Source organism: Azospirillum sp. VT-I1 (genome assembly GCF_055698305.1).
In genome coordinates, this window is record NZ_CP168803.1 from 379,763 (window position 1) to 387,500 (window position 7,738).

Consider the following 7,738-nt stretch of genomic DNA (forward strand, 5'->3'; position numbering starts at 1 on the left):
CCCCGCGTTCCGCGGGAGAGGGGGTAGGAGCGTTGCGGAGAGTGTGCAATGGAGCAGCGGCAGTCCCCTCTCCCACCGAAGGTGGGGAGGGTTAGGGAGGGGGCACTGAACGCCCCCTACGCCGCCGCCTTCACATGCCCCTCGACCGCCTCATGGCCGTGGACGGCCGGCTCGGCCGGGGCGCCGGCCCAGTCGCCGTGGGCGGGGATTTCCTCGCCTTTCATCACCAGGGTCAGCGGACCCAGGCGGGCGAAGTCGCCGACATGGGTGTCGTACAGAACGGTGGCGCCAGCCCCGATGGTGACGCCCTTGCCGATCGTCACCCGGCCGACCTTCATCACGCGGTCCTCGTACAGGTGGGTCTGCAGGGCCGACAGGGCGTTGATGGCGCAATGGTCGCCGACCGACACGCAGTCGAACTCGGTGATGTCGGTGGTGTCCATATAGACGCCCTTGCCGAACTTCGTGCCGAAGATGCGCAGCACCCAGGGCAGCATCGGCGTGCCGCGCAGATGGTCGAGCAGCACCTTGCCGGCCAGACCCCAGTAGAGCACGGCCACCGCCTCCGTCCGCATGGCCCACCAGGACCACATCGGCTTCATGGTGGGGGCGTAGCGGCCCATCAGCAGCCATTTCACCAGCGCCACCACCAGCACCATCGCCGTCGGAATGGCGACGCTGACCGCCAGGAACTGCCAGGCGAAGGTGCCCCAGCGCCCGTCGAGGATGGCGGGGGCGAAGAACTCCACCGCGAAGGTGCCGAAGGTGATGAACAGCATCGTCGGCATCGACAGGCTGAAGGCCTCGAACACGGCGCGGCCGAGACGGCGGGCGCGCGACGGCTCGAAGGTCCAGTTGGCCGCCACGTTGTCGAACTTCTGGCGCACCGGCAGCTTGATCGGCGGGCTGCCGAACCAGGTGTCGCCGGCCTGCATCTCGGCGTTGGCCGGCGGCTTGGACTTGATGCCGATCAGGGCGCCGGTGGGGATGGAGGCACCCGGCGGCACCACGGCGTCGTTGCCGACGAACACGCGGGCCTCGGTCTTCACCGGCTGCAGATGCATCCAGCCGCGGCGGATGTCCTCGTCGCCCAGCACCACCTCGTCGGCGATGAAACACTTCTCGCCGATCTCCACCAGATCGTAACGGCCGGCGAGGTTGGTCGAGATCTCGGCGTCGCGGCCGATCTTCGCCCCCATCAGGCGATACCAAGCCCGCATGTAGACGGTGGCGTAGAGCGAGCTGAGCGTCTCCAGCATCACCTCGGTCGACAGGGCGATGATCCATTTGCGGACGTAGAACCAGCTATGGACCGAATAGGAGCCGGACTCCACCTTCGGCAGCACGATCCAGCGCGCGGCGGCGATCAGCAGTACGGTGAAGGCGACCAGGAACATGGCCGTCGGCCAGGCGATGGCCGGGACATAGAACAGGTAGTTGACCTTGAACAGCCCGCCCATCCAGGCGTCGAGCCGGTCGAACAGGTAGAAGGCCGGGAAGATCGGGATCAGCGCCACCGGCGGCAGGCCGACCAGCGCCACCAGATAGACCAGCGCCTGGGTCGCCCGCCTGACGGCGCCGGCGCGCGGCGGCTGGGGCAGGGCGGCGCGGTCGACCGTGCCGACCTTGCGGGCGGGCGAGCCGTCCCAGGATTCATAGGCGCCGGTGCGGGTGCCGGCGGGCAGAGCGGTCAGGTCGGCCAGTTCGGTGCCGGGGGCGACGACGGCGTCATGCCCGATCACGCAGGAGGTGCCGATATAGGCGTCGTCGCCGATCTCGATGGTGCCGATCACCAGCTCGTTGCCGATCACCTCGGCATTGGCCAGCTTGACCTTGCCGCCGGTGGACGCGCCGCGGCCGATGCTGACCAGATCGATGGCGCCGGATTCGAACTCGCCGATCATCGCGTCGTCGCCGATCCGGGCGCCGAGCGCGCGCAGGAGCAGCCGCATCACCGGCGATCCCTGGAACCACTTCAGGTGGACCAGCGCGATGAAGCGCTGGGCCAGCCACCAGCGGTAATAATAGACGCCCCACAGCGGGTAGCGGCCCGGCTTGGTCCGGCCGATGATGAGCCATTTCGCCGCGATGGCGATGGCGACGGTGGCGATGTTGATGACGACATAGACGCCGAACAGCGTCGTGATCTCGCCCAGCAGCCCGGCATCCTCGCCCGACAGCAGCATGTAGCTGACGAAGACGCCCAGCCACTGCACCGTCATCAGCGCCAGGATGACCGGCAGCGCCGCGGCCTGGGCCAGACCGCACAGCAGGCGGCGGCGCAGCGGCGGCGGTTCGAAGGACAGGTCGGCGGGCTTGGACCCGCGGCCGGCCGGCGCCTTGGCGTCCAGCCGCTCGGCCATCGCCCGCAGGCTGCGGGCGCCATAGACGTCCTGCAGGGTCAGGCTGGCCAGCCCGGCGGTCTCGCGCACCGCCGACACGAAGCGTGCCGCCAGCAGCGAATGGCCGCCCAGGTCGAGGAAGAAGTCGGCGTCCAGCGGAATCGACTGGCCGGGGAAGACGCGGCGGGCGGCGTCCAGCAGCGCCGCCTCGGTCGGGCTGCGCGGCTCCTCCTGCTCGGCCGAACCGGCATCCTCGGTCAGCGCCATGGCTTGCAGGGTCTTGCGGTCGGCCTTGCCGGAGGTCAGGCGCGGCAGCTCCGCCACCTGTTCGTAATGGGCCGGCACCATGTAGGCGGGCAGCTGGGCGCGCAGGGCGTCGCGCAGCGCGGTCTTGTCGAGGGAAGCGCCGGGCTGAGCGACCAGGAAGGCGACCAGACGGTCCAGCCCATGGTCGTTGCGCAGCACCACCGTGGCCTGGGCGACGCCGGGCAGGTCGGTCAGCTTCGCCTCGATCTCGCCCAGCTCCAGCCGGAAACCGCGGATCTTCACCTGATCGTCGATGCGGCCGTGGAAGCGCAGGTTGCCGTCGGCATCCAGGCTGACCGCGTCGCCGGAGCGGTAGAGCAGCGGGTCCTGCGCCCCCGTGCGGTAAGGATTGGCGATGAACTTCTCCGCCGTCAGTTCCGGCCGGCCGAGATAGCCCTGAGCCACGCCGGGACCGCCGATCAGCAGTTCGCCCTGGGTGCCGGCGGCCACCGGCTGCAGTGCGTCGTCCACCACATAGCAGGTGTAGTTGGGGATCGGGCGGCCGATGGTGACGGGGGTGTCGGGCAGCACCTCCGCCACCGTGGCGACGACGGTCGCCTCGGTCGGGCCGTAGCTGTTGAACAGGCGTCGGCCGGGACGGCACCAGCGCGAGGCGACCGCCGGCGGGCAGGCCTCGCCGCCCAGGATCACCACGCGCAGCGACGGCACGTCCTTCGGCAGCATCGCCAGCAGGGTCGGCACGGTGTCCAGCACGGTGACGCCGGCCTCGTTCAGCACGTCGGCCAGCCGGTCGGCCTCGTCCAGCACTTGGCGGCTGGCGACCCACAGGGTGGCGCCGGCCAGATAGGGGACGAAGATCTCCTCCAGCGACAGGTCGAAGGCCACCGAGGCGCCCTGGAACGCCACATCGTCGGCGGTGATGCCATAGACGCTGTTGGCGGCGCGCAGGTAATGGCAAATGTTGCGGTGGCTGATGACGATGCCCTTGGGCTTGCCGGTCGAGCCCGAGGTGTAGATGGCGTAGGCCGGGCTGTCTGGCGTCACCCCGTCGGCACGCAGGTCGAGCGGACGGTCGTCGTCGCCCAGAACGTCGCCGATGCGAAGCGTCTGCACGGCGGCACCGGCGGCGGCCAGCGTCGCCGCCTTCGCACCGGTGACGAGATCGACCAAGATCGCCGGGGCGGCGCAGTCGGTCAGGCTGATCGCCACGCGCTCGGCCGGCGCGTCGGCATCGAAGGGCAGATAGGCGGCGCCCGCCTTCAGGATGCCCAGCAGTGCCACATGCAGGTCCAGCGACCGGGCCATCCACAGCCCGACGAAGCAGCCGGGGCCGATCCCGCGCGCCCGCAGGCCACGGGCGACCCGGTTGGCGCGTGCCTCCAGTTCGGTATAGGTGACGCGGCGGCCTTCATAGACGATGGCGGTGCGGTCCGGATGCGCCGCGGCGGTCGCCTGCGGGATGTCGGACAGCAGTTCGTCCCGCAACAGGGACGGGTCGATGGGGCCGCTCAGGGTCGGTACCGCCGGGGAAGCGGTCCAGGGAGCGGACGTCGTCAATTGACCGGCCGGGGAAACGTCGGTCGGGCCGTCGGCCCGCGCAGTCAGCAGAGTCACGCTGTGTCAGCCTTCCAAAGGGAATCAGCGCGGTGGCGCCAGTTGGACCCGTTCATCGGCTGGTCCCGGCGGTCGGCTGAACGCGGCGATGGGCCGCTCGCATGTTGTGGCGTTTTATGGTTAAGGAATGCTTGCCGTCCGGCATGACGGCAGCCGTACCGATGGGGGATGGCAAGTCTTGGGCTTTCCAAGCGCTGCGCAAGCAACATTCGCACCAGCCAAAAGAAAGAAACAGACCTGCCGGCACCGGATACATGCGTATACATGAGCGAGCGGACGACGCCTTATTGATCCGTTGCCGTGCGATGGTCAAGGGTGTCCTTTTGTATGCCTGCCGACGCGCCGGGGCATGTGTCGGCGCCACCACACGCACGGTCCGTTGCTGATGTGGGTTCGCCGGCGTCATCGGCATCTCCCGGCATTTGCATGGCTGCCGCTTGCCGGCTACGGCCTCGTCATCTCGTTTTTCATGATGCCGTCATGGGGAGGTCAGCTCTTGGCGCGGGTCATCGCGACCGGTCCGGTGCCGATCCCTACGCCGGACGAGGTTCTATCCCCCCAGATGCTCCAGCGGCAACGCCGTGCGGTAGCGCACCTGCTTCAAGGCGAAGCTGGAGCGGATGCTGGCGACGCCGGGGATGCGGGTCAGATGCTCCTTCAGGAAACGCTCGTAGCTGGCGAGGTCCGGCACCACCACCCGCAGCAGGTAATCGGCGTCGCCTGTCATCAGGTAGCATTCCAGCACCTCCGGCCGCGCCATCACCGCCGCTTCGAACCCGTCGAGCCGCGCCTCCACCTGCCGTTCCAGGCTGACGCTGACGAAGATGTTGACCGGCAGATCGACGGAAGCCGGATCGACCAGCGCCACATAGCGGGCGATCACCCCGGCCTCCTCCAGCGCCTTGACCCGCCGCAGGCAGGGGGAGGGCGACAGGCCGACCCGCTCCGCCAGCTCGTTGTTGGGCAGGCGGCCATCCTCCTGAAGGGCGGAGAGGATCTTCCGGTCGATGCGGTCGAGGGGATGCTTTGGCATCGGCTGCCGTTTCCTGGGCTGAATTGGCATCCGATGCTAAACCGGAACCGTTGCCGGCGCCACTTTGCAAGCATCTGCCGGATCACAAATGATAGGCTGTTCCAACCATAACCTCCATCCGGGAGCATCCCCATGACCGCGATCCAGCCGTCCTCCGCCGATCTCGCCTGCCTGGCCGAGTTGGAGCGCAAGGTCCTCTGGCTCGCCTCCTGGACCATCCACAACGCCAACCATGTCCGTCCCAACCTGGACGGGCTGAAGATCGGCGGCCATCAGGCCTCCAGCGCCTCGCTGTCCACCATCATGACGGCACTCTACTTCTCGGCCCTGCGGCCGGAGGATCGGGTGGCGGTCAAGCCCCATGCCAGCCCGATCTTCCACGCCATCCAGTATCTGCTGGGCAACCAGACGCGGGAGAAGCTGGAGAATTTCCGCGGCTACAAGGGCGCCCAATCCTACCCGTCCCGCACCAAGGACGTCGACGACGTCGATTTCTCCACCGGCTCGGTCGGTCTGGGGGTGGCGCAGACCCTCTTCGCCTCGCTGGTGCAGGATTACCTGAAGGCCAAGGGCTGGGCGCCCGGCCTGCCGGAGGGGCGCATGGTCTCGCTGGTCGGCGACGCCGAGATGGACGAGGGCAACATCTTCGAAGCCCTGCAGGAGGGCTGGAAGCACGGCCTGCGCAACACCTGGTGGATCGTCGACTACAACCGCCAGAGCCTGGACGCGGTGATCCGCGAAGGGCTGTGGGAGCGGCTGGAGAACATCTTCCGGGCCTTCGGCTGGGACGTGGTGATCCTGAAATACGGCACCCTGATGCAGGAGGCGTTCAAGGAGCCGGGCGGCGAGCGTCTGCGCCACTGGATCGACAACTGCCCCAACCAGCTCTATTCGGCCCTGACCTACCAGGGCGGTGCCGCGTGGCGCCGCCGCTTGATGGACGATCTGGGCGACCAGGGCGACGTCACCCGCCTGATCGAACGCCGCAGCGACGAGGACCTTGCCCGGCTGATGGGCAATCTCGGCGGCCACGACCTGCCGTCGCTGCTGGAGGCCTTCGCCAATGCCCGCACCCATGACCGGCCGGTCTGCTTCATCGCCTACACCGTCAAGGGCTTCGGCCTGCCGCTGGCCGGCCACAAGGACAACCATTCCGGCCTGCTGACGCGCGAGCAGATGGACGGCTTCCGCGCCGCCAACAAGGTCCGCCCCGGCCATGAGTGGGACCGGTTCGAAGGCCTCTCCCTGCCGGAAGCCGCGCTGGAGGAGTTCCTGCGCCGCGTTCCCTTCGCCCGGAAGGGCCGCCGCCGCTACGAGGCGCCGGCCGTCGCCGTGCCGGCCGCCCTGCAGGCCCCAACGCAGAAGAGCCTGTCGACCCAGGCCGCCTTCGGCCTGATCCTGAACGAGATCGGGCGCGAACGCTCGGCGCTGGCCGAGCGCATCGTCACGACGGCACCCGACGTCACCGTCTCCACCAACCTCGGCGCCTGGGTGAACCGGCGCGGCCTGTTCGCCAAGAGCGAGATGGCCGACCTGTTCAAGAAGGAACGCATTCCCTCCACCTACAGCTGGGACTTCTCGCCGAAGGGCCAGCATCTGGAACTGGGCATCGCCGAATCCAACCTGTTTATCCTGCTGTCGGCGCTCGGCCTGTCGCACAGCCTGTTCGGGGAGCGGCTGCTGCCCATCGGCACGGTCTACGACCCCTTCATCATGCGCGGCGCCGACCAGCTCAACTATGCCTGCTACCAGGATGCCCGCTTCATGCTGGTGGCGACCCCGTCCGGCGTCACGCTGGCGCCGGAGGGCGGGGCGCACCAGTCCATCGCCACTCCGCTGGTCGGCATGGCGCAGGACGGGCTGGCCTATTTCGAGCCGGCCTTCGCCGACGAGCTGGCGGTGGTGATGCGCTGGGCCTTCGACTACATGCAGCGGGACGGGGAGGGGGTGCCGAGCGAGCGCAACTGGCTGCGCGACGAGACCGGCGGCTCGGTCTATCTGCGCCTGTCCTCCCGCGCGCTGGAGCAGCCGACCCGGACGATGGACGAGGATCTCGCCCGTGACATCGTCGACGGCGCCTATTGGCTGCGCAAGCCGGGGCCGAACGCCCAGGTGGTGATCGCCTACACCGGCGCCGTCGCGCCCGAGGCCATCGCCGCGGTCGGCATGCTGGGGGAGGACCGGCGCGACGTCGGGCTGCTGGCGGTGACCTCCGCCGACCGGCTGACTGCCGGCTGGAGCGCCGCCCAGCGGGCGCGCGAGCGCGGCCTGTCTCATGCCCGCGGCCATATCGAGCGGCTGCTGGACGGCGTGCCGCCCCATTGCGCCCTGGTCACGGTGGTGGACGGCCATCCGACGACGCTGGGCTGGCTCGGCTCCGTCGCCGGCCACCGCACGCGGGCGCTGGGGGTGGAGCATTTCGGCCAGACCGGCACCATCGCCGACCTCTACCGCCATCACGGCATCGACGCCCGCGGCATCG

General features: G+C 69.0%; 3 protein-coding genes (1 of these 3 only partly in view). 1 reads left to right on the forward strand and 2 read right to left on the reverse strand.

All coding sequences use genetic code 11. The annotated features are described in order from the left end of the window. Positions 1-116: 116 nt before the first annotated feature. On the reverse strand, positions 117-4,223 hold the full coding sequence (locus tag AB8P05_RS20370; RefSeq protein WP_472760644.1) for a Pls/PosA family non-ribosomal peptide synthetase: 4,107 nt from the start codon (positions 4,221-4,223) through the stop codon (positions 117-119). A gap of 550 nt (positions 4,224-4,773) precedes the next feature. After that, a complete protein-coding gene (locus tag AB8P05_RS20375; protein WP_472760645.1) occupies positions 4,774-5,256 on the reverse strand; it encodes an Lrp/AsnC family transcriptional regulator in 483 nt (160 codons plus the stop codon). 132 nt (positions 5,257-5,388) lie between these two features. Between AB8P05_RS20375 and AB8P05_RS20380 the strand changes: the two genes are divergently transcribed. Continuing rightward, a protein-coding gene (locus tag AB8P05_RS20380) for a transketolase (protein WP_472760646.1) crosses the window boundary here: on the forward strand, positions 5,389-7,738 show its 5' portion. Its footprint extends 62 nt past the window's final position; 2,350 of the gene's 2,412 nt are visible here — the first part of the coding sequence; the start codon lies at positions 5,389-5,391; the stop codon falls past the right edge of the window.

Coding starts and splice junctions, on each gene's coding strand:
- AB8P05_RS20375 (WP_472760645.1), bottom strand. CDS start 5,256: ATGCCAAAGCATCCCCTCGACCGCATCGACCGGAAGATCCTCTCCGCC.